This is a genomic window from Enterococcus sp. AN402, from assembly GCF_040719405.1.
Classification (GTDB): Bacteria; Bacillota; Bacilli; order Lactobacillales; family Enterococcaceae; genus Enterococcus; species Enterococcus faecalis.
The window spans coordinates 898,929-921,615 of sequence record NZ_JBFDTM010000004.1; the positions used below are offsets into that span (position 1 = coordinate 898,929).

Below are 22,687 nucleotides of genomic sequence, written 5' to 3' on the forward strand. Positions count from 1 at the left end.
TTAAATGGATTCAGAGTTTGCTTTTAATATCAGTGTTCTTGCCAGTGGCAGTACAGGCAATTCCCTTTTTATTGAAACCAACCAAAAGAAAGTATTAGTAGATGCGGGTTTAAGTGGCAAAAAAATCACTTCACTGTTAGCAGAAGTCAATCGCAAACCAGAAGATTTAGATGCGATTTTAGTTACACATGAACATCGGGATCACATTCATGGCGTTGGCGTGTTAGCGCGAAAATATAAGTTAGATGTCTATGCCAATGAAAAAACGTGGCAAGCGATGGATCCCATGATTGGCAAAGTCGATGTCGCTCAAAAACATATTTTTGAAATGGGCAAAGTTTTGACCTTGGGAGATATGGACATTGAAAGTTTTGGTGTCTCACATGATGCGATTGCGCCTCAATTTTATCGTTTTCATCGCAATAATCGTTCCTTTGTTGTTCTAACGGATACAGGTTATTGTAGCGATCATATTCGTGGTACGATTGAAAATGCAGATGCTTATTTAGTCGAAAGCAATCATGAAATTGAAATTTTGCGAGCAGGACCTTATCCATGGAGTCTTAAACAACGGATTTTAGGAGATAAAGGCCATTTATCCAATGACGATGGTGCTCTTGTGATGGCGGATGTGCTAGGTGATAAAACAAAACGCATTTATTTAGGTCATCTTAGTAAAGAAAATAATACGAAACTTCATGCGCGAATGGCCATGGAGTCTACTTTGAAGCAAAAGGATTTAGGCGTCGGTGAAGCATTTAAGGTATATGATACAGACCCCGATTCAGCCTCAGAGTTATTTCAAATTTAGAATAATGGTGGTTTATCAGTTTTTGAGCGTGGAGCAAAAATCCAAAGTGATTTTTGTCCCATGCTCATTTTTTGTTCTTTTATCTAGTTGGTTTGACTGATACATCGGTGATAATACTTTTAAACTCTTAGTTAATTTTTTGACAAATACTTGTGTTTGTCTGGTGTTAGGAGTATAGTTAACTAGATTTTTACTAGTGGGAGGTCTATAATGTTTCAATTTTTACCAAACTCTGTTTTACAGATGAGCACTATTTTTCTTTCGATTATTATCGAAGCATTGCCTTTTGTCATGTTAGGTTGCTTGATTTCAGGCGCTTTACATGTTTTTTTAACACCAGAACGAGTAAAAAAAGTGTTACCTAAAAATAAATTTTTATCAATTTGTGTAGGGAGTTTCCTAGGGTTTTTCTTCCCTTCTTGTGAATGTGGGATCGTACCCATTGTGCATCAATTTGTTAAAAAAGATGTACCAACATATACCGCTTTTGCTTTTATGTTAACGGCGCCAATCATTAATCCAATTGTGCTATTCTCAACATACGTAGCCTTTAGTGGCGCAACAAAATTTGTGATTTGGCGAGTTTTAGGCAGTATGATTGTCGCGTGGGTTATCGGCATTTGGTTAGCTTATTTTCGAAAAGAATCAATTTTAACAGAAAAAGAGTTGGCGCAGATTAAAGAAGAGCAGGTTGCTCATACGCATGAACACGTTGATGAATCTCGTTCATTTTGGAAAAACGGCTGGTCAGCGTTAACCCATAGTATTGATGAATTTTTTGATACGGGTCGTTATTTAATTTTTGGTTCTTTGTTAGCAGCAATCATGCAAACCTATATCCCAACTGGTGCGCTTATGCAATTGGGCCATTCAAAGATTTTAGCGATTCTAGTCATGCTAGTCATCGCTGCCACTCTATCACTTTGTTCAGAAGCAGATGCATTTATTGGTTCTTCTCTTTTGAGTTTATTTGGCACAGGACCAATTGTCGCCTTCTTAGTTTTTGGTCCAATGGTAGATATTAAAAATTTATTGATGATGAAACGTTATTTTAAAATGTCATTCATTGTACAATTTGTTTTGATAGTGGCGCTTGTCGTAACTATTTATGCGGCAGTAGTTTAGAAAGGAGGCCTACAATCGATGATACGATTTATTATTTTAATTGGATATATGGGGTTGATGATGTATCTTCAAATTTCAGGTGAACTGAACCAATATATCAATATTCATTATAATTACTTAGCTGTTTTATCAATGGTTTTAGCTTTTATTATGGCGATTGTCCAATTGATTTTGTGGAACCAAGCAGATCCATCAATGCAAAAAAAACATGAAGACATGCACCAACATGGGGGACATGAACATCATGGCCATCAGCATAATTTGGAAAAACCCAGCCAAAGAGGGCTTGCCTATTTACTACTTTCTTTACCATTGATTGTTGGCTTATTATTTCCGACAGTTAGTTTAGACACAACAATTGTTGAAGCAAAAGGATTTAACTTTCCAGTAAGTAAAGAATCAGTAGGGGATCCTGATATGCAAACGCAATATTTGAAACCTGATACAAGTATGTATTTCAATAAGACGGATTATGACAAGCAGATGGCAAAAGCCATGAAACAATATGATGGCCAATCTGTGATTTCAATTACGGATGAAAACTATTTGGAAATTATGGAACTAATCTATAATTATCCAAGTCAATTTGCAGGGAAAAGGATTTCTTATAAAGGCTTTGTCTATAATTCAAAACGAGAAGAAAGTGTTGACCAGTTTGTCTTCCGTTTTGGAATTATTCATTGTGTCGCTGATTCTGGCGTTTTTGGCTTGTTGGTTCATTTTCCTGAACATACGCAATTTCAAAACAATGATTGGGTAACGATTACCGGAACCGTTGAGTTGTCCTATTATCCACCATTTAAACGACAAATACCAACTGTGCAAGTGGAGAAAGTCAAAGCAGATCAAGCACCAAAAAATCAATATGTCTATCGTTCCTTTTAAAAAAAGTTGGTTGCTTCCTTATCAAATGGAAGCAACCAACTTTTTTGCTGTCTATTTTTTAATTTTGTTGCGCTTACGACGAATAAAACCCAAAGATTCTCTTTTTTCCCGAAAGCTGCGGATATTTTGATTGAAAACCTCAGAAGCGACTAAGCCTAACGCAATTGCCCCAGCAATCATTACAGCTTGCACGGTAAAATAGGCGCCTTTTTCATAATTGCCAATTACGATATTCCGAACAGCTTGATAAGCTAAGCCACCAGGTACCAATGGAACAATACCAGGAATATTAAAAATCGTGACAGGCATTTTCAATATTTTTGAGAATAGGTAGCTTACTGCCGCAACACCGACAGCACCGATGAGGGAACCTAATGCTGCATTTCCACTAAAAACTTCAACGATTACCCAATAAAGCATCCAGCTTACACTACCAGTTAGACCACAAGCCACCAGTGATCGTCGGGGAACATTAATAATAATTGCAAACGCCGCAGAAGCTAAAAAACTAAAGATAAATTGTACCAAAACGATTCCTAGCAAGTAAGTCACTCCTTTTAATAGAAAAGTTGAAAGACAAAAGCAATGCCAAAACCAATCATTCCTGAAGTCATTAATGCTTCAGTCCCACGAGAAACACCCGATAAGTAGTGTCCAGCTAGCAAATCGCGAAGAGCATTGGTAATTTGCACACCAGGCACTAAAGGCATGACACAACCAATGATGATTAAATCTTGTGATTGTCCGAGTCCCAATTTGACTGAAAGAATAGCGGCTGCACCAATGAACAGCGAAGCTAAAAATTCAGATAAAAATTTAATCTTGAGAAACTTTAAACTAAAATAATAAAGACTATAGCCGCAACCACCAATCAGAAAAGTCAAGAATAAATCGGACCAGACGCCACCAAAAAGAATCATAATTGTAGCGCTGACAACGGCCGCACTAACAATGCGTGCGCTAATTGGAAAATGTCGGTGTTCACTATCAATCACTTTTAGTTTATTCAGTAATTCCTCTAAAGAAAAATCACCAGCCACATAAGCACGAGACAGCTGATTCACACGAGAGATTTTTTCTAAATCAATGCCACGTTTCATTACTTGAACCATACGAATCGTGGAGGTTCCATCTATGCCAACAAATAACCCGGTTTGTGTCACATAGCTAACCATTCGATAGTTGCCAGAAGCAAGCGCAATTCGGCTCATTGTATCTTCAACACGGTACATTTCTGCATCGCTTTCTATCATAATTTTACCAGCTAACAAACAGGTTTCTAAAAGTAAATCCAAATGAGCAGGAGTCATTGAGCAAGCCTCACTTTATGTATTTTCTTCTAGTGTACTACAAACGAACCAAAAAGAGGAAATAAATAACAGCTGCAATCGAAAATTTACATCGTAAACAGATTGTTAGCGAATTGTAACATTAAAAGGCTGATATTATTTAATCATAGATATTTAAAAGTTTTCAAAAGAGAAACGTCGATTTTTTCGCAAAATGAATTGAAGGGAAAGGTGATATTCTGGCGATTTAGCAGAGCTTTATTCTTGTTTTATAAAGTTGTGTATTTGTTTTTATAATTTTAAAATTATCGATGGCTGTCATTTTTTTACGAAGCCTTTATTAATAAAAGACTAAGAAATAACAAAAAAGAGAGAAGGAGAAGAAATTTTGTTTGTAGTTTCGGTTCTTTTCTAGTAAAATGAAATTGTATAAAAGTAGAAGTGAGGTGTAGTAAAATGGGTTTTACAGACGAAACAGTACGCTTTGATTTTGATGATAATCGAAAAAAAGCAATCAGTGAAACGTTAGAAACCGTATATCGGGCATTAGAAGAAAAGGGATACAATCCTATTAACCAAATAGTAGGGTATTTACTTTCTGGGGACCCGGCTTACATTCCTCGTTATCAAGATGCTCGAAACTTAATTCGTCGTCATGAACGTGATGAAATCATGGAAGAATTAACCAAATATTACTTAGCGAACCACGGAATCGATATCAAATGAGGATCATGGGGCTAGATGTAGGTTCACGGACAGTCGGTGTGGCTGTTAGTGATTTATTAGGTTGGACAGCGCAAGGCATCGAAATTATTCGCATCAACGAAGAGGAAGAGAACTTCGGCTTTGAGCGATTAGGTGAATTGGTGAAAGAATACGAAGTCACGAAATTTGTCGTAGGTTTACCGAAAAACATGAATAATTCCATCGGTCCTAGAGCTGAAGCATCTATGGCATATGGTGATAAGATTCAAGAATTATTTCAATTACCTGTTGACTATCAAGATGAACGATTAACAACTGTCCAAGCAGAGCGTTTCTTGGTGGAGCAAGCAGATGCTTCCAGAGCCAAAAGAAAAAAAGTCATTGATAAACTAGCGGCAGTAATGATTCTACAAAATTATTTAGATGCACATAGCCGATAATTATCGAGCTTTGAATACATCAAGGGAGAGAAGAAGAATGACAGAACACAACCACGATCATGATCACGAAGGACATGAACACATTACTTTAGTAGACGAACAAGGAAATGAAACATTATACGAGATCTTACTAACTGTTGACGGTCAAGAAGAATTCGGTAAAAATTATGTTTTATTATATCCAGCAGGAATTCCTGAGGATGAAGATGTTGAATTGCAAGCTTACTCATATGTGGAAAACGCAGAAGGTACAGAAGGCGATTTACAGCAAATCGAAACAGACGCTGAATGGGATATGATTGAAGAAGTTTTCAATACATTCATGGCTGAAGAAGAAGAGTAAAACTGTAACGAGAGAAGCGCTACTTCTCCTATTGAGAAGTAGCTTTCTTAATAATAATTGTTATAATGTACATGTTGTTTCTATCATAAGATACTATCGCTATCATTGAGTGTGGTGGATAAAGAAGGACAGCATTATCTAGTTTTACAAGATGTTGTAAAAACGTAACATCCTTGTAATGACGTTAATTTGGTAACTATCTAGCATAATTTATAATTTGTGTTATACTAAGTGTGAGGTTTTAGAAATACTGTTAATTTTATAATATTAAATAAAAAAATGGCTCCACCTACTGGCATAGGTAGAGCCGTCAGAAATTCAGTTAAACAAACACGTAATTATTGGTGTGGTGCATTGCCACGAACTGAAATTCCAGTTAATAAAGCAAGTAAATCAAACATATATTTCACCTCCTTTATTATGATAGCTTCATTATAACATTATCTGTAAAATGATGGTATGTTTAATACAAAAAAAATAGAAAGATTGGAGTTTTGACTGTGAGAGTAGCGGGAGAAAAAATCAAAACAGCGCGTAAAAAGAAAAAATTATCGCAAGCTGAATTGGCAAAAGGAATTTGTACACAAGCAACAATTAGTAACATTGAAAACAAAAATGTGTGTGACAGTTTAGACATTTTCTCATCTGTATGTCTACGTTTAGACTTACAAGTGGAAGAATGTATCGAAGGTTCTAGTGAGAAAAAACTCGAAAGCTTATTAAATAAAGTAGAAGAATTATGCTTTTACTTTAAGCACGATGAAGCTTATGATTTGTTGAAAGACTATCCAGATGATATCGAAAGTTCAAACAGAATTTTAGAAACAAAATTTTTCTATTATAAAGGAATTACGAGTTTATTAGGTAAGAAAAATAATAGCGAAGCATTGTTCTATTTACATCGTGGTTCTGAAATTAGTCGTGATATTAATATTTATAATATTTTGAGTATGAATGCGATCGGTATTTTATATGAATTAGAAGATGATATTGAAAAAGCAAAAGTTTATTACGATAAATCTTTACAATTGCTAAGCGAATTCAAATTAGATTATCCATTAGAGCAATGCCGTATTTATTATAATACCGCAAAATTCTATTCATTAATTAAAGACTATGCAAAGAGCATTGAATTAAGTGATAAAGGAATCGAAATTAATCGGACACACAGTTCTATTTACTCTTTAGATTGCTTATTATACGAAAAAGCGTTTAATAAACAAATGCTAGGACTAGATGCTGTTGAAGATTATCGTATTGCGTACTACTTTACACGTTTCTTTGAAAATAAAAAATTACTTGCTTATATTGAAAAAGATATGCAAGAGTTTAACATCAGTTTTAAATAATAGATTATCCTTTCAGATTTTAAAAAGGAACAACCTAACTCAAGAGGAGTTAGGTTGTTCTTTTTCTCTTTTTAATTTGTTTCTTTGACAGCGTTACGGACGCTTTCGGCGACGACTTTTGCGACTCCTTCTTGGAATGGATCGGGAATAATATTGGTCGGCGTGAGTTCATTATCGGGAATCAATTTTGCAATACCTTTGGCAGCGGCAATTTGCATTTCAATCGTAATCTTTTTCGCCCGAGCATCTAAGGCACCGCGGAAGATACCAGGGAAGGCCAACACATTATTAATTTGATTCGGAAAGTCACTACGACCAGTTCCGACAATATAAGCGCCTGCCGCTAAAGCTTCATCAGGAAAAATTTCAGGAATTGGGTTAGCCATTGCAAAAATAACTGGCTGCTCATTCATCTGTTGAATCCACTGGGGTTTTAAAACATCTGGTGCTGAAACACCAACAAAGACATCAGCGCCTTCAAGAGCAGTAGCTAAATCACCGGTACGGTGTTCCCGATTGGTTAGCTTCGCAATTTCTGCGTGGTGTGGTGGCAGAGCTGTATCTGTTTCGTTCAGAATCCCTGCACGGTCAACAATGATAATATGTTTTACACCAGCAGCTAAAAATTTTCTTGTGATCGAAAGACCAGCGGAGCCACCGCCGTTGATTACCACATGAATGTCCTCTATTTTCTTTTTGATTAATTTTAAGCTGTTGTACAAAGCCGCTAGAACAACAATCGCTGTCCCGTGTTGATCATCATGGAAAACGGGAATATCTAGTTCATCGATTAAACGCTGTTCAATTTCAAAACAACGAGGAGCGCTGATATCTTCCAAGTTAATTCCCCCAAAGGTTGGAGCCAAAAACTTCACTGTTTGAATAATTTCTTCGGTATCTTGTGTATCTAAAACAAGGGGAATCGAATCCACACCAGCAAAGCGTTTAAACAATGCAGCTTTTCCTTCCATGACAGGCATCGCTGCTTCAGGACCAATGTTACCTAAACCTAAAACTGCTGAACCATCACTGATAACGGCGACGGTGTTTTTCTTTGTCGTTAATTCGTAAGCGCGTTCTTTTTTTTCATGTATGGCAGAAGAAACAGCCGCAACACCTGGTGTGTAGGCAATTCCTAAATCTGCTTTTGTTTCAATCGGAACTTTAGGGCAGACTTCTAATTTCCCCCCAAATTTTTTTGCTTGCTCAATCGCTAATTCTTTTACATCTTTTGTTGACATATCATTTTCCTCCTAAATAATTCACTTATAGTTAAAAAAGCATTCTAAAAATAGCAGTCATTGTTATTACTGTAATGGCACCGCCTAAACGTGTCGCAACTTGTGCAAACGGCATTAAGTTCATTCGATTGGCTGTACTTAAAATAGCCACATCGCCAGTCCCACCCATACCACTCTGACAAGCGGAGACAATGGCAGCCTCGACGGGATTCATATTCATGAAGCGTGAAACGAAAAATCCTGTAGCAATAACAGTGAAAACGACACTAATTACCACAACAAAATATTGCCAGCTAAGCATTCCTACGACATCTTTTAAAGGGATATATAACATACCTAAGCCGACCATTAACGGGAACGTAAAATTGCCAGAGATAAATTTATAAAGCTGTTTTGATCCGCGTTGGGTTTCTTTCGGTACTACATTTAAGTATTTTAAAAAGGCTGCGACAACAATCATCAAAACAGGACCAGGAAAGCCTGTTAAGTGTTGCAATAAACCGCCTGTAATAAATAAGGTACACGCAATTAAAACACCAGCGCCCATTAATTTTACATCAATTGGTGCTTTGTCTTCTTCTAAAGCATCACTTAAATCATCTGAATTGGTAATTTTGATCAACTGACCTTGTCCAGAAAGTTCAGGGCGTTTTTCTCCTAAACGACTAAGTAAACCAGAACACATAATAGCAAAAAAATTACCAATAATGGTTGCGGGAATTAATTGCCCCACTAATTGTTCACTTGGCAATCCAGTAATGGCACTATAACCAAGGGATAAAGGAAGAATGCCTTCACCGATTCCACCAGCTAAAACAGGAGTGACAATATAGAAAAGGCTATGTTTCCAACCGAGACCTAACAGCGTTCCAACAAGGGTCCCAACCCCCATTGCTAAAATCATTCCTAATGCCATCGGGACAATCATGCGCATTAAACCTTGGACTAAAATTTTGCGGTTCATTCCAAGGATACTTCCACAGACCAAACATGCAATATAGAAATAGAGAAAGTTTGCTTGTTTCATTAAAATATCTGTTGAGTCTAAGACATTTTGGTTGAGTAAATTGAAAAAGACCATAATTGATGGTACTAATAAAGATAAAATTGCGGGACCGCCAAAATGTTTCAAAATAGGAATATTTCCACCAATTGTTCCAAGTAACCAACCCATTGTTAAAATTACGGCAAAACCACCTAACATATTGACTGGTAGTTGTTCTAATAGAGCTGTAACAAGAATAATGCTAGCTGTTACAAGATAAACAGGTAACGTAACCGAACCAATCCTCGTTTTGGTTAATTTGTTGCGCCAATCTGTTTCATTAGCAGCTGTTGCGTGCAATTTCTTTTCCATGCTATTTCCTCCTATAACTTTAATCTATATTCATCATAATGTAAACGTTTTCTCTGGAGTAGATTATTTAATTAATTTAACTAAAGAAAAGTTTTTTAACCAAATCTTCCTATGCTATACTTTATTTGAAGAGAAAAGAGGGATGGAATGAAGCGTGGCGGGAAATTATGGTGCTTCTTATCAGTGATTTTTATTGCAACATTAATTATTATGATTACTTTCTTTTACGGAGTAACGACGGTTCAAACAATTAAAGAAGTTCGTAAAAACCAAGAGCAAGCACTTTTAGCCGTCGGGGAACAGTTGGCTATTGAACCGAATGTTATTGAAGCCTTAAAGAATGATCACTATTCAGATGAATTGGAAGCGTATACGGTTCGTTTAGGTGAAATCCATCAGTTGGATTTTATCGTGATTATGAATATGCAGGGGATTCGTTTAACACATCCTGATCGCCAAAAAATAGGTAAGCATTTTGAAGGTGGCGATGAAGTGCGAGCATTAAAAGGGGAGGAACATTTGTCTGTTAGTCAAGGGAGTTTAGGAGAATCATTACGAGGTTTTGTCCCAGTCTATGATCAAGGAAAACAAATTGGGGTTGTGGCAATGGGCATTAAAATGACCTCGCTTTCACAATTGATTGAACGAACAAAAAATGATTACACAGTGAGTGTCCTTTTAAGTGTTGGTTTTGGCTTTATATTAGCCATCGTGGTTTCTTATTATTTAAAAAAACAACTTCACGATTTAGAGCCAAGAGAAATTGCTCGTCTATTAGAAGAGCGAAACGCCATGCTTGAGGAAACGAAAGACGCAATCCTTGTGATTGATACCGATCAAAATATTTTATTAGCAAATATTGAAGCAACTAAAATGTATCATAATATAACAAATAGTGAAGAAAATTTACTAGGAAAGAAACTTTCAGCATTGGTTTTATCTCCTGAAAAATTAGTCGTACATTCAAAAACAGAGCAATTCTATCGTCAAAATGGCCAGGATTATTTCGTCTCAATCGCCCCGATTAATGTCCGTAAAAAAACAATTGGGCATGTTATCTTTCTGAAAAATGCGACGGAAACGTTTATTGTCGCAGAACAGCTTGTCAGCACAACGACATATGCTTCGGCATTACAAAGTCAATCACATGAATTTATGAATAAGATGCATGTTATTTATGGGTTAGTCGATTTAGAAGATTATGAGGCGCTAAAACATTATCTGGCCGATTTATTGAAACCAGAAAAGGAATTTGCACAGCGCTTAGCTATTTTGGTTAGGAATCCTATTTTAGCAGGTTTTTTAAGTGGGGAAAGAATCAAGTTTGCAGAAATTAAAACACAATTAGCTATTGAAATTTATCCAGAAATTCCACCAAATAAACGAGATGAAGATACGCAAAATTTGATTGCTATCTACCGTTATATTCATCGTTTCCTGATGGAGCAAACGTTGCCAGAAGAGATCATTGAAACCATTGATTATCAGCCAGGAAGTTTGACGACGACTTATTCGTTTGCTTATCCAAAAGAACAACTGGAACGCTTTGAGCAAGAGTTTTTCACTTCTTATTTGGCAAGATTATTAGAGAATGCGGAAGCGACATTGACTTGGGAAAACCAACAAAACAATTGGCTTGTCATTCGCATAAATGTTCATTACGAAGGAGCAGAGGAAAATGAACCTATTGATTATTGAAGACGATCCTATGGTTGCATATATACATCAAAAATATCTTGAAAAATTAATTCACCAACCGACTATTTTTACGGCGGCAACAATTGCTGAAGGTCTACAACTAACGGAAGAAAAACAACCAGCACTTGTTTTATTAGACGTTCATTTGAAAGATGGCAACGGCTTGACCTATCTGGCAACAATTAGAGATGAAAAAATTGACACAGAAGTCATCCTGATTACGGCTGCCAACGAGTTGGAAAACGTTAAACGAAGCTTACATTTAGGCGTTTTAGACTATTTAGTTAAACCCTTCTCTTTTGAACGATTTCAACAAAGTATCGAAAACTATCAGAAAAAAGCTGCTCAATTCACGCTGGAAACGAAGGAGCTTTCGCAAACAAAAGTGGACCAATTGTTTCATTCTTCACAGACGAACGCACGTAAAAATGAACAAGTTCTTCAAAACCTGTCCTTAGAAAAAGGACTAACACAAGCAACATTACAATTATTGTTAAAAAAAATAGACGAATTTACCGACTATTTTACGATTCAAGAATTATCAGAAGCGAGTCAGCTTTCACATGTTTCTGTTCGTAAATATGTGTTGTTTCTAGAAAAAAATAACCTTTTAGAAAGTAAAAATAGCTATTTAAAAGTGGGGCGTCCCTATCAATCGTATCGGAGAATTTAGTATTTTTTATTTTTTAGTAAATTAAAAAGTAATTGAAAAGTGGTGAAATACAGAGGATACTCCTTTTTATTCTCATTTAAAGAACTTAATTGAGAATGGAAAAGAGGATATTATTTGTTATTTTTTGAGAATATATGATATTCTTTATTATGTAAGAAATAATATTATATGGGAGGAACGAGCGATGAAAGTTATTGTTTTAGGATCATCACATGGAGGTTATGAAGCGGTAGAGGAATTACTAAATCTTCATCCTGATGCAGAAATTCAATGGTATGAGAAAGGTGATTTTATCTCATTCTTGTCTTGTGGCATGCAGTTGTACCTAGAAGGAAAAGTGAAAGATGTTAATTCTGTTCGCTATATGACTGGCGAAAAAATGGAGAGCCGTGGTGTAAATGTCTTTTCTAATACTGAAATTACAGCGATTCAACCAAAAGAACATCAAGTGACAGTGAAAGATTTAGTGTCAGGTGAAGAACGTGTTGAAAATTATGATAAATTAATCATCAGTCCCGGAGCTGTCCCATTTGAATTAGATATTCCAGGTAAAGATTTGGATAATATTTACTTGATGCGTGGTCGTCAATGGGCCATTAAATTAAAACAAAAAACAGTAGATCCAGAAGTCAATAATGTGGTTGTGATTGGTAGTGGTTATATTGGGATTGAAGCTGCCGAAGCATTTGCAAAAGCCGGCAAAAAGGTTACTGTTATTGACATTTTAGATCGTCCATTAGGGGTATATCTAGATAAAGAATTTACAGATGTTTTAACAGAAGAGATGGAAGCCAATAACATTACCATTGCAACTGGTGAAACAGTTGAACGTTATAAAGGCGACGGTCGTGTGCAAAAAGTCGTTACAGATAAAAATGCGTACGATGCTGATTTGGTCGTTGTAGCGGTTGGTGTCCGTCCAAACACTGCTTGGTTAAAAGGTACCTTGGAATTACATCCGAATGGCCTAATCAAGACGGATGAATACATGCGGACAAGTGAGCCTGATGTATTTGCAGTAGGGGATGCTACGTTAATTAAATACAATCCTGCAGACACAGAAGTAAATATTGCCTTAGCAACGAATGCTCGTAAACAAGGTCGCTTTGCTGTGAAAAACCTAGAAGAACCAGTTAAACCTTTCCCTGGTGTTCAAGGATCTTCTGGCTTGGCTGTCTTTGATTATAAATTTGCTTCAACAGGGATTAATGAAGTCATGGCTCAAAAATTAGGAAAAGAAACAAAAGCGGTGACAGTAGTAGAAGACTACTTGATGGACTTCAATCCAGACAAACAAAAAGCTTGGTTTAAATTAGTGTATGATCCTGAAACAACACAAATTTTAGGCGCTCAATTAATGTCGAAAGCAGATTTAACTGCAAACATTAATGCTATTTCATTAGCGATTCAAGCCAAAATGACGATTGAAGACTTAGCCTATGCGGACTTCTTCTTCCAACCAGCGTTTGACAAACCTTGGAACATTATTAATACAGCGGCTTTAGAAGCGGTGAAACAAGAACGTTAATAGAAGAGAAAATAAAACCCATGAGTATTTATAGTACTCGTGGGTTTTATTTTTATTTTGTATTCAATTGATTTTTCAACTCTTGTTGGACACGATTTAATTCTTGTTCATCCACACGTTGGTAGGAAACTCCATCTTGCATAAAACCAGTACCTTGAAGTTGGTCTTGTTTCACTTTACCAAAGGCACTACGATAATCTAAGGCAATTTTTTTCATGTCATCAAAACTTAAATCTGTCTTCATATTATCAGAAACAGCTGTTAAAATTTCTTGATAGTTGCTCACGCTATTAAGACTTAAGACTTTTTGGACGATGCCTTCAATCACTTTTCTTTGACGTTCTTGGCGGCCGTAGTCACCATTAGGATCTTCGTAACGCATTCTTGAATAGGAGAGTGCTTGTTCACCATCCAATGAAATTTTACCAATCGTAAAATCATATCCGTCTTGTGAAAAAGTCAGATTATTGTTCACTTCGATTCCGCCAACCGCGTTGACTAATTCTTTTAAACCAGCCATATTAATTGAAACATAATGATTAATAGGTATGTTTAAATAGTTTTCAACTGTATCCATTGCTAAAGATGCCCCACCAAAAGCATAGGCGTGATTCAATTTATCTTGTTTTCCTTGACCTGGAATATCAACATAGGTATCGCGAGCAAGACTGACTAAGGTTGTTTGCTTGTCACGAGGATTAACTGTTGCAACAATTGTTGTATCCGAACGACCTTGCTCGACACGCCCATCATCGCCTGTATCAATCCCTAATAATAAAACAGAAAAAGGCTCCTTATTGTTTAAATTGACCTGACTTTTTTTAGATCGTTCTACTGTTTCATAGGTTTTATCCATTGATTTAGAAACATCCCAATAAAGTTTTGCTCCCATTCCAACAACTGCAAGAAATAGAACCAAGATAATTCCAAAGATAATGGCAAAAATTTTCTTCCCTTTTGACATATTTTTCCTCCAATAATTTATCACAGGTTGTGATTTTTTTCTTATAGGTTAATCTTACTAATTTTTAGTGAAGAAGTATATAATAATTGTTGAAAGACTATAAAACTTTAAGGTATTTTGCATTATTTTTGCTTAATCTTTTGAAATATCTCAATTCTATTAAAATATGCGAATTAGTATATTACACGTTTTCAAGGTGTTTCATTGTTGATTAATTAGAATTTTAGTGGTATTTTTGTATTTGTAATTAGTACAGATTTTAATTGGAGGTATAACAGTGAGTAAAAAAGGATCAGATATCATAGTAGAAAGTTTAATCAATCACGAAGTGCCCTATATTTTTGGGATTCCCGGTGCAAAAATTGATGGGGTTTTTGATGCATTAGTTGACAAAGGTCCAGAATTAATTTTAGCTCGACATGAACAAAACGCTGCCTTTATGGCACAAGGGATTGGTCGTTTGACGGGAGAGCCTGGCTTAGTTATTGCAACTAGTGGACCTGGTGCCAGCAATTTAGCCACTGGGTTAGTAACTGCGACTGCAGAAGGGGATCCTGTTTTAGCATTGGCTGGACAGGTGAAACGGTCCGATTTGTCAAAATTAACTCACCAAAGCATGAATAATGCTGCATTATTTAGCCCAATAACAAAATTCAGTACAGAAATTCAAGATCCAGAAACATTATCTGAAAATATTGCCAATGCTTACCGTATCGCCAAAACAGCGAAAAAAGGTGCAACATTCTTATCGATCCCACAAGATGTCACAGATAGTCCGGTGACAGGCGAAGCAATTAAGCCTTTGTCGGCTCCGAAACTGGGCCATGCATCAGCAGAAACAATCGCAGCTTTAGCTGAACGAATCAAGCAAGCGAAGTTACCTGTTTTACTTTTAGGAATGCGGGCCTCTGCACGAAAAGTTACCGCAGCCATTCGTGAATTGGTTGCTATAACTGGTTTGCCAGTCGTGGAAACGTTCCAAGGAGCAGGAATTATTTCAAAAGAATTAGAAGAACATTTCTTTGGGCGTGTTGGTTTATTTCGAAACCAACCTGGGGATCGTTTGTTAAAAAGAAGTGATTTAGTGATTGCGATTGGTTATGACCCCATTGAATATGAAGCACGTAATTGGAACGCAGAAAAAGATGCGCGCGTTATTGTTATTGATGAAGTTCAAATGGAAATTGACCAATATATGCAACCGGAAGAAGAGCTAATTGGTGATATGTCTAAAAATATTTTGAAATTATCAGAAGCATTTAGTGAACCAATACTAACAGAAGATGCGCAAGATTATTTAGAAACGCTTCAAGAAAAATTAACGATTAAAGAAGTAAAAGCAAGTACAATTGAAAATCGATTACATCCATTAGAAATTGTTCAAACGCTTCAAGAAAAAACCACGAATGAAATGACAGTTACTGTTGATGTAGGGAGTCACTATATTTGGATGGCTCGCCACTTTAGAAGTTATGAACCGCGTCATTTATTATTTAGTAACGGTATGCAAACATTAGGTGTCGCTTTGCCTTGGGCAATCTCGGCTGCGCTGGTTCGTCCGAATACACAAATTATCTCTGTTTCTGGGGACGGCGGTTTCCTATTTTCAGCGCAAGAATTAGAAACCGCGGTTCGTTTAAAGCAAAATATCGTGCATATTATTTGGAATGATGGTAGTTATGATATGGTTAAATTCCAAGAAGAAATGAAATATAATCGATCCTCTGGCGTAGATTTTGGTCCAGTTGATTTTGTGAAATATGCTGAAGCTTTTGGAGCCAAAGGGGTTCGAGTGCATTCACAAGCAGAATTTGCCGCAGCTTTAGAAGAAGGAATGCAAACAGAAGGCCCAGTGATTATTGATGTTCCTGTGGATTATTCAGATAATCAAGAATTAGGTAAAACATTGTTACCAGATCAACTTTATTAGGAGATGGAAAAATGAGCGAACAATATGTTTATCAACATGGTACGCTAGGCGGTTTAATGGAAAGTTTGATGGCAGGAACGGCAGAAATTGGTACGTTACTCACGCAAGGTGATTTTGGAATTGGGACATTAGAAGGCTCAAATGGCGAAATTATTTTATTGGACGGTACATTATATCATGCAAATCAAACTGGCGAAATTACTATTCTAGAAGGCGAAGAATTAACGCCATATGCCGCAGTTACTCGTTTTCAAGAAGATGGCGCATTCCCTGTATCAACGGAAACCGATGAAAATATTAAAGCACAAATTTTAGAAAAAATTAGTCCTAATTTTTTTGCGGCAATTAAAATTAGCGGTCTTTTTGCGAAGATGCATGTCCGTGTGGCACCTAAACAAGAAAAACCGTATCCACCATTTGTAGAAGCCGCACGCAATCAACCTGAATTTACAGCGGAGAATATTCAGGGAACAGTTGTAGGGTTCTTTACACCTAAATTATTTCATGGTGCCTCTGCCGCAGGGTTTCATTTGCACTTTATCAGTGAGGATCACCAATTTGGTGGGCACATTCTTGATTTTGGCATTAAACAAGGGACTGTTTCGTGGATGGAAATAGCAGAATTGCGGCAGCATTTTCCAGTTCATGATGCTGATTATCGGAATAAAGAAATTGATATTGCAAAAGCTTTGTCTGCAATTGAAGAAGCGGAATAACTGAATAACAAGGCACATTTCTCCACGCCCATTCAAGTTGACCTAGTTAGTCAACTTGAATGGGCTTATTGCTGTTCGTCGTTTTTTGTTGTTATTTTTCAAAAAAAAATAGTATCCTTTTTATAATAAGCAAATAACAATTGGAAAGGATGGCGTAATGGACACACTTTATAGAAGTTGGCAATTATCTGGTTGGCTCTATCATGATATTTTTGTCATCATTGTAGCAATTATTTTTATAGTAATTAGTGGTATTTTGGTTATTTCCTTAATAAGAAGGCGGAGTACAAGGAGACTGGTTCCCTATGCGTTAATTTTATTGGTTTATCTTGCAGTGGTACATTTTGCTGGTTTGATATTTTTCGGAATGTTTCGTTCAGTAACGATTGAAGAGAAAAGTGCGACGTTTTATTCTGAAAAAACGAAAGGCTTAACTTCAATCGAGCGAATGATTATTCCAAATGGACGAACGAATGGCATTAGCACCAGTAACTCATTGTTCCAAGTGATTTCTGTTAATAGTCAGACGGGCGAACGAATGTGGAGTAAACGTTTAGGTTGGCGTGATTATTTAATTGGTCAAACAGATCAATATGTGGTTTTGAATAATGCTGATAACGAGGCCATTTACTTACTCGATACAAAAACAGGGAAAAAACAGTTTTCTGAAGCGGATTTAGTGAAGAAATTCCCTGAATTAAAAGACTATTTAAGCTCTGATTTCGTTGATTATCGTTTTATGGATAATCGCTATCTCTATATTTATGGATTAAACAATCGATATTATCAATTAGATTTGAAAAATTGGCAGTTAAAACAAGACCCAACTTTCAAAGAAGTCTTTCAAACACAAGAAGCGCCTAAATGGACGGTAGATTCAAATGAGAGTCAAATTGGTCAAGAGCTGTCATCGGAAGAGCGTACAACAGTGCAAGGAAAACTAGAAGAGCAACTAATAGCACCAGTTTTATTAGGCAAGAAAGATGAAGCAAATTATTATGTTCTGTCATACAAGAAAAGACAAAGTAATCAAGCGATAGTTGGCTTATACAATTGGCAGAAAAAAACATACGAGTGGCAAACACCGTTGCTTTTAACTAAAGAAAATGTACCTATTGAAGCTTTTCAAGTAGAGGATGCGTTATTCATTAAAGTCCCGCGTTATTTATACAAAATTAACCTAAATAATGGTAATCAAGAGTATCAGTTTGATTACCGTTGGGGCCAAGTGATTCGTTAAACGAAAAGTGGTAAAGCATGCTTAGACAAATAGAAGGAGCAAATAGTCCTTATGATATAAAAAAACGCTTAGAAGAGTAGTGATTCCGCTAGTTTTCTAAGCGTTTTTTTTATTTTATGCAGGTCCAGAGATTAAATTCCAGATAATCGAACCTGTATATGCGCCAGGAAATAATTGTGAAACAGGGGTTTGGATTGCAAGAGAAATATCGGTCATGCGGCCGCTCCACATTCCTTGTCCTTTTCTATCACCAGCGTTACTCATTAAAATGGCACCGTTACCGATAATAATTGGGTTGGTCGGGAAGTCGGGTGCAGCAGGATCTTCTGAAAAATCCAGTCCATACATTGTATTTGTCATAAAGAAACGCCTTAACGTTTTGTCATAGCGAGCATAGCCGCCTGTTAATTGAAACGTAATGATGCCTAGTAAAGAATGAGCTTCGTTTCGCATGTGTGGGATTTCAGCAGTGACATGCCAACCAGTTAAGGCTCCGCGAACATCCCCCATCCCGAAGTGTCTCATTGTATGAGTATTGCCTTCAGAAGGTCGTATAGGAACTGCCGTTAAATCACCAGAAATCGCTTGGGTTTCAAAAGTAAATTCTTTCGGAATAAAGAGCAAGTCAAAACTAGTGTTAGGATTTTCTAAATCAGGATCAATGGCATCGTCAACCGATTCATCACCAGGCAGCCCTCCAAGTTCTAGTTCAACTGAAACAGGCGTTTTTCCAGAACGGGTGGCAAAAGAAACCGATGGGTCAAAACTAAAGAGACTGAATACTAGCAACAAGGCTGCAAGTGATTGATAAGTGAGTAGATTTTTTTGCTTCAAGAAAGTTCCTCCTTTAGGTGCTGATAATATAAGTATACGCAAAAGGAGCTGTTTTTATTTATCAGTAATTTACAGGAAATTCGAAAATATTGAGACAGATGGTTTTTAATATTAGTTGAGAAAGGTGAGTCGACAATTTTTACTTGTTGATTCTGTCTTTTTTGAGCACCATTCGTTATATCAAGCATGCTAAAATATAAAAGAAATCATCAGGTATCACTAATGAAAAGGGAGAGGAGGAGAAAACTTTGAGTAAGTGTTTGGGGTTGTTGGTGATTTTATTTGTATTAACTGGCTGTTCAGGAAGTAGGAATTCGCAACAGGAAGTCGTTATAGAAAAGTCTGCTAATAATGACAAAGCAAGACAATTTGTTGATCAAAAAAATCCGCATTTAGGAACGCAATTAGAAGCAGAATCTTATACTAAACAGGAAGCGATTGAATTTTTACAAAATGGTTTAGGGATACCAACGAATGACTCGGCGTTTCATTATACGTTTAAGCAGTCAAATAAAGGAAGTTATGTTGTTCAAATTAGATCTGAAAAGAATAGTGTCTCAAAAGAGAATGAATTGTTCGGATATTATCAGGTGTATCAAGATGGTATTATAGTGAAAATGATGGAAAAGGATCAAACGTTCCAAGAAAATTAAGTGATAAATAAAAAAGTTGACAAAAAACACAAACAGTCTTGTTTGTGTTTTTTGTTTAATGTTCGTGTTTTATTTTTTAATAACCTTTTTCGAAAAAATATACGAACGTTCGGGTTTAAAAACGAACAAAAAGATGAAAATGTGTTGAAATATACGTTTTCCTTGCGTATACTGATGAAGTGAAAAAACGAACGAGGAGTGTACGAATGAACAAGAAAGTTCCTTATTTAATTGTGGCACCGGGGCTAGTACTATTATTATTTTTCTTAATGATTCCATTAATTACTAGCATTTTGCCAACCATTTTTACTGATCATGGCTTGACACTAAATCAGTATGTTACTTTTTTTAAAGATGACTATAATGTTTCAATTTTCTGGCGAACGATAAGAGTTTCGTTAATTGTGACGGGTATTTCAATTGTGTTGGGCATTCCAACGGCATACTTTATTGCTGGAGTTTCCAAAAAATGGCGTGGCTTTTTAATGGCTATGACCTTGTTTCCACTATTAACCAATTCAGTTATTCGAAGTTTTGCTTGGATTAACATTTTAGGAAAAAACGGTGTAGTGAATACGTTGTTATTAAAAACAGGCTTAATTGAGCAACCGCTGAATTTATTGTATACAGAATTTGCAATTATTATCGGTTCAGTGTATTTATTTTTACCAACAATGATTATGACCTTAGTTGGGGTCATGGAAAACATTGAAGGAGAAATGCTAGAAGCGGCTGAGACGCTAGGCGCCAATCCAATGACGGCTTTTCGGAAAATTGTTTTACCTTTATCAATTCCAGGCACCATCGTAGGAAGTATATTAGTGTTTACAGGAACTTTAACGGCTTATACGACGCCACAGCTGTTAGGCGGTAACCAAAAAATGATGATGTCGACCTTCTTATATCAAAAGGCTAATACTTTAGGTGATTGGCAATCGGCGAGTGTTCTTGCATTTATTATGATTTTAACAACATTAATTGTGATGAAAGGCCTAGACATGGTCGCTAAGAAAGTAGATCGGAGAGAAGCAAATCATGCGTAAGCAAAAAGGACTATCTGTTATTGCAATTCTAGTTTTTCTGTTTTTATTTTTACCATTATGTTTGATTGTGGTGACTTCTTTTGGAACAGCCGCAGCGATTCAATTTCCGATTAAAGGTTTTACTTTAGATTGGTACGCCAAAGCATTACAATCGGAAACGTTTATGGACAGTTTTAAGTTAAGCTTGTTAATTGGGGTATTAGCGACTGTTTTAGCATTAATAGTAGGGATTCCTGCTTCCTATGCGCTGGCTCGTTATTCCGTTCGTGGGCGCAACTTTATTAAAAGCTTTTTCTTATCCCCAACTGTGATTCCAGGAATTGTGGTCGGGTATACGTTATTTCAATATATTGTTATTAAATTAGGTTTGCCTGTCTTTCAAGGATTATTAATGGGGCATTTTTTAATTAGTTTGCCTTATATTATTCGAGTGGTTGGGTCAAGTATGGAACAACTAGATTATTCAATGGAAGAAGTAGCTTGGACATTAGGTTGTACAAGATTGCGAGCTTTCATTCAAATTGTTTTACCCAATGTGTCTTCAGGAATTTTTGCAGCCTTTATGTTAGCATTTGTCAATTCGTTTAACAATGTTCCTGTATCGATGTTTTTATCAGGTCCCGGTGTGACGATGCTGCCTACTTCTTTATTAAGTTATATGGAATACAATTATGATCCAACTGTTTCAGCAATTTCTGTATTGTTGATGCTACTAACAATGGGCTTAATGTTTTTAATTGAAAAAACGTTGGGACTAGCTTCCATTGCCTAAAACATGGAAGAAGCACGAGATAGAAAGAGGAGAAAATTTTGACTTTTGTGGATTTAAAAGATATTCGCGTCAGCTATGACGGAAAACAAGATATTTTAAAAGATTTAAATATTTCAATGGAAAAAGGAGAGTTAGTTTCTTTATTAGGACCGAGTGGTTGTGGTAAAACGACTACGCTAAGAGTGATTGCTGGATTAATTAAGCCAAACGACGGACAGTTTTTCGTTGATCAAGAAGAACTAACAAAGGTTCCTGTCCATAAAAGAAACTTCGGGATGGTTTTTCAAAGTTATGCGTTATTCCCTCATTTAACGATTGCAGAAAATGTCGCTTTTGGGTTGAAATTACGCAAAGAAAGCAAACAAACCATGGACCAAAAAGTCACGGAAATGCTAAAAGTATGCGGTTTAGAAAGCTTGGGCGACCGTTATCCAAAACAATTATCTGGTGGTCAAAGACAGCGGGTTGCGCTAGCACGTGCTCTGATTATTGAACCTAAACTATTACTACTAGATGAACCGTTGAGTAATTTAGATGCAAAATTGCGAGTAGCAATGAGGATTGAAATCAAACGGATTCAACAACAATTAGGCATTACGACAGTTTTTGTCACACATGACCAAGAAGAATGTTTTTCTATTTCAGATAAAGTGGCCATTATGAATAATGGCGTGATTGAACAATATGATTCACCAGAAACGATTTATCGTTTGCCTCGTACTAAGTTTGTCGCTGAATTTATCGGTTTTGAAAACTTTTTCTCTGTCGAAAAAATGGAAGCCGGTCATTATCGGACACAAACAAATCAAATAGTGAAAACGACTAATCCTGAACCAAATGTTACAACGACGGTGGCAACGATTCGTCCAGAGGACATTGAGATTGTTTCAGAAGCTGCTACTAATACTGTCGCAGGTACTGTCGCTGTCCGAACATTTTTAGGGAAAAGCTATCAATATGAAGTGGAAACAGCGTTAGGTACATTGCTGGTTAATGGAACAAGTGAACAGTTATATGAAACAAACGAAACCATTCACTTGGCTTTTCCAGCTGAGAAATTAGTTATTTTAGAAAAATAAAAACCATTTTGG

23 protein-coding genes are annotated in these 22,687 nt (G+C 36.4%); 17 read left to right on the plus strand and 6 right to left on the minus strand.

Annotation, left to right across the window (positions count from 1 at the left end; genetic code table 11):
* The first annotated feature begins 4 nt into the window (after nucleotides 1-4).
* The 3 genes from AB1I62_RS05765 (at nucleotide 5) to AB1I62_RS05775 (ending at nucleotide 2,821) form a co-directional block, all read left to right on the plus strand.
* Complete coding sequence (locus AB1I62_RS05765) at nucleotides 5-811, plus strand: MBL fold metallo-hydrolase (protein WP_002357943.1); 807 nt, start codon at nucleotides 5-7, stop codon at nucleotides 809-811.
* 210 nt (nucleotides 812-1,021) lie between these two features.
* Complete coding sequence (locus AB1I62_RS05770) at nucleotides 1,022-1,936, plus strand: permease (protein WP_104859337.1); 915 nt, start codon at nucleotides 1,022-1,024, stop codon at nucleotides 1,934-1,936.
* Nucleotides 1,937-1,954: 18 nt separating this feature from the next.
* The gene (locus AB1I62_RS05775; RefSeq protein ID WP_002357940.1) at nucleotides 1,955-2,821 is read left to right on the plus strand and encodes a TIGR03943 family protein; all 867 of its coding nucleotides are present in this window, start codon (nucleotides 1,955-1,957) and stop codon (nucleotides 2,819-2,821) included.
* Nucleotides 2,822-2,872: 51 nt separating this feature from the next.
* On the opposite strand, the gene AB1I62_RS05780 is transcribed toward AB1I62_RS05775, so the two are convergent.
* Nucleotides 2,873-3,373, minus strand: coding sequence for a threonine/serine exporter family protein (locus AB1I62_RS05780; RefSeq protein WP_002382172.1), 501 nt, complete (start codon nucleotides 3,371-3,373; stop codon nucleotides 2,873-2,875).
* A gap of 5 nt (nucleotides 3,374-3,378) precedes the next feature.
* Nucleotides 3,379-4,131, minus strand: a complete 753-nt coding sequence (locus AB1I62_RS05785; RefSeq protein ID WP_002357938.1) for a threonine/serine exporter family protein — start codon at nucleotides 4,129-4,131, stop codon at nucleotides 3,379-3,381.
* 435 nt (nucleotides 4,132-4,566) lie between these two features.
* On the opposite strand from AB1I62_RS05785, the gene ireB reads away from it, so the two are divergent.
* From ireB to AB1I62_RS05805, 4 genes are all read left to right on the plus strand, one after another.
* Nucleotides 4,567-4,836 (plus strand): regulatory phosphoprotein IreB, encoded by a 270-nt coding sequence (gene ireB / locus AB1I62_RS05790; RefSeq protein WP_002357937.1) that lies wholly within the window; start codon nucleotides 4,567-4,569, stop codon nucleotides 4,834-4,836.
* Nucleotides 4,833-5,255, plus strand: a complete 423-nt coding sequence (gene ruvX / locus AB1I62_RS05795) for a Holliday junction resolvase RuvX (RefSeq protein WP_002357936.1) — start codon at nucleotides 4,833-4,835, stop codon at nucleotides 5,253-5,255. Before ireB ends, ruvX begins: the two co-directional genes overlap by 4 nt.
* 37 nt (nucleotides 5,256-5,292) lie before the next feature.
* Entirely contained in the window at nucleotides 5,293-5,598 is a 306-nt protein-coding gene (locus tag AB1I62_RS05800) for a DUF1292 domain-containing protein (protein WP_002357933.1), read from the plus strand.
* Between the two features lie 500 nt (nucleotides 5,599-6,098).
* Nucleotides 6,099-6,947, plus strand: coding sequence for a helix-turn-helix domain-containing protein (locus AB1I62_RS05805; protein ID WP_002382173.1), 849 nt, complete (start codon nucleotides 6,099-6,101; stop codon nucleotides 6,945-6,947).
* Between the two features lie 71 nt (nucleotides 6,948-7,018).
* Here AB1I62_RS05805 and AB1I62_RS05810 read toward each other — a convergent pair whose 3' ends face one another.
* Nucleotides 7,019-8,188 carry an NADP-dependent malic enzyme gene (locus AB1I62_RS05810; RefSeq protein WP_104859336.1) on the minus strand — a complete coding sequence of 390 codons (1,170 nt, stop codon included), beginning with the start codon at nucleotides 8,186-8,188 and terminating at the stop codon, nucleotides 7,019-7,021.
* A 31-nt stretch (nucleotides 8,189-8,219) separates the two neighbouring features.
* The gene (locus AB1I62_RS05815) at nucleotides 8,220-9,545 is read right to left on the minus strand and encodes a 2-hydroxycarboxylate transporter family protein (RefSeq protein WP_002357930.1); all 1,326 of its coding nucleotides are present in this window, start codon (nucleotides 9,543-9,545) and stop codon (nucleotides 8,220-8,222) included.
* Between the two features lie 147 nt (nucleotides 9,546-9,692).
* Here AB1I62_RS05815 and AB1I62_RS05820 point away from each other — a divergent pair, with 147 nt between their 5' ends.
* The 3 genes from AB1I62_RS05820 to AB1I62_RS05830 all read left to right on the plus strand — a co-directional run bounded on the left by AB1I62_RS05820 (nucleotide 9,693) and on the right by AB1I62_RS05830 (nucleotide 13,444).
* Nucleotides 9,693-11,243 (plus strand): sensor histidine kinase, encoded by a 1,551-nt coding sequence (locus tag AB1I62_RS05820; protein ID WP_048737778.1) that lies wholly within the window; start codon nucleotides 9,693-9,695, stop codon nucleotides 11,241-11,243.
* Nucleotides 11,224-11,916: a response regulator gene (locus AB1I62_RS05825; protein WP_048737780.1), complete on the plus strand. Its 693-nt coding sequence runs from the start codon at nucleotides 11,224-11,226 to the stop codon at nucleotides 11,914-11,916. Before AB1I62_RS05820 ends, AB1I62_RS05825 begins: the two co-directional genes overlap by 20 nt.
* A gap of 184 nt (nucleotides 11,917-12,100) precedes the next feature.
* On the plus strand, nucleotides 12,101-13,444 hold the full coding sequence (locus AB1I62_RS05830) for an NADH peroxidase (RefSeq protein WP_048737782.1): 1,344 nt from the start codon (nucleotides 12,101-12,103) through the stop codon (nucleotides 13,442-13,444).
* A 52-nt stretch (nucleotides 13,445-13,496) separates the two neighbouring features.
* On the opposite strand, the gene AB1I62_RS05835 is transcribed toward AB1I62_RS05830, so the two are convergent.
* Entirely contained in the window at nucleotides 13,497-14,408 is a 912-nt protein-coding gene (locus tag AB1I62_RS05835) for an LCP family protein (RefSeq protein ID WP_002404487.1), read from the minus strand.
* Nucleotides 14,409-14,685: 277 nt separating this feature from the next.
* Between AB1I62_RS05835 and alsS the strand changes: the two genes are divergently transcribed.
* From alsS to AB1I62_RS05850, 3 genes are all read left to right on the plus strand, one after another.
* Nucleotides 14,686-16,338, plus strand: a complete 1,653-nt coding sequence (gene alsS, locus AB1I62_RS05840) for an acetolactate synthase AlsS (protein WP_367019130.1) — start codon at nucleotides 14,686-14,688, stop codon at nucleotides 16,336-16,338.
* An 11-nt stretch (nucleotides 16,339-16,349) separates the two neighbouring features.
* Entirely contained in the window at nucleotides 16,350-17,054 is a 705-nt protein-coding gene (budA, locus tag AB1I62_RS05845; protein ID WP_367019131.1) for an acetolactate decarboxylase, read from the plus strand.
* A 157-nt stretch (nucleotides 17,055-17,211) separates the two neighbouring features.
* Nucleotides 17,212-18,294 carry a PA2928 family protein gene (locus tag AB1I62_RS05850; protein WP_002357921.1) on the plus strand — a complete coding sequence of 361 codons (1,083 nt, stop codon included), beginning with the start codon at nucleotides 17,212-17,214 and terminating at the stop codon, nucleotides 18,292-18,294.
* Nucleotides 18,295-18,408: 114 nt separating this feature from the next.
* On the opposite strand, the gene AB1I62_RS05855 is transcribed toward AB1I62_RS05850, so the two are convergent.
* On the minus strand, nucleotides 18,409-19,170 hold the full coding sequence (locus tag AB1I62_RS05855; protein WP_048737785.1) for a WxL domain-containing protein: 762 nt from the start codon (nucleotides 19,168-19,170) through the stop codon (nucleotides 18,409-18,411).
* A 206-nt stretch (nucleotides 19,171-19,376) separates the two neighbouring features.
* Between AB1I62_RS05855 and AB1I62_RS05860 the strand changes: the two genes are divergently transcribed.
* The 4 genes from AB1I62_RS05860 (at nucleotide 19,377) to AB1I62_RS05875 (ending at nucleotide 22,675) form a co-directional block, all read left to right on the plus strand.
* Nucleotides 19,377-19,781: a hypothetical protein gene (locus AB1I62_RS05860; RefSeq protein WP_082153363.1), complete on the plus strand. Its 405-nt coding sequence runs from the start codon at nucleotides 19,377-19,379 to the stop codon at nucleotides 19,779-19,781.
* A gap of 206 nt (nucleotides 19,782-19,987) precedes the next feature.
* A complete protein-coding gene (locus AB1I62_RS05865) occupies nucleotides 19,988-20,824 on the plus strand; it encodes an ABC transporter permease (protein WP_002382189.1) in 837 nt (278 codons plus the stop codon).
* Nucleotides 20,817-21,596 (plus strand): ABC transporter permease, encoded by a 780-nt coding sequence (locus AB1I62_RS05870; RefSeq protein ID WP_002357916.1) that lies wholly within the window; start codon nucleotides 20,817-20,819, stop codon nucleotides 21,594-21,596. Before AB1I62_RS05865 ends, AB1I62_RS05870 begins: the two co-directional genes overlap by 8 nt.
* Before the next feature lie 38 nt (nucleotides 21,597-21,634).
* Entirely contained in the window at nucleotides 21,635-22,675 is a 1,041-nt protein-coding gene (locus tag AB1I62_RS05875; protein ID WP_002384674.1) for an ABC transporter ATP-binding protein, read from the plus strand.
* The last annotated feature ends 12 nt before the right edge of the window (nucleotides 22,676-22,687 follow it).